The following is a 292-nucleotide window of genomic DNA, read 5'->3' on the forward strand; positions in this document are numbered from 1 at the left end:
CCCATCATGAACCCGATCGCCAGCAGGATGACGAGGTCGGGGCGACGCTTGACGTACCGGACGCCGTCGCGCACCCGTGCCTTCTCGGCTGAGGGTGGGGACACGTAGAGACGGTCAGCCCTGATGAACAACAGGGTTGTGATGAACCCGATGAAGCAGAGGACGTTGATGGCCATCACCCAGCCGACTCCCACGGCGGCGATGAGCAGGCCACCGACGCCAGGGCCGAGCAGGCGGGCGCCGTTGAAGGAGGCAGAGTTGAGGCTCACGGCGTTGGGCAGGTTCTTCAGTG

The 292-nt window shown here is 65.1% G+C and carries 1 protein-coding gene; it reads right to left on the reverse strand.

What is annotated here, in order from left to right; all coding sequences use genetic code 11:
• Positions 1-269: MFS transporter (locus RMT89_RS42200; RefSeq protein ID WP_315889056.1), on the reverse strand; the 269-nt coding region annotated here is incomplete at its 3' end.
• Between the last annotated feature and the right edge of the window lie 23 nt (positions 270-292).

Origin of the sequence: Streptomyces sp. P17, assembly GCF_032436805.1 — a bacterium.
Lineage (GTDB): Bacteria > Actinomycetota > Actinomycetes > Streptomycetales > Streptomycetaceae > Streptomyces.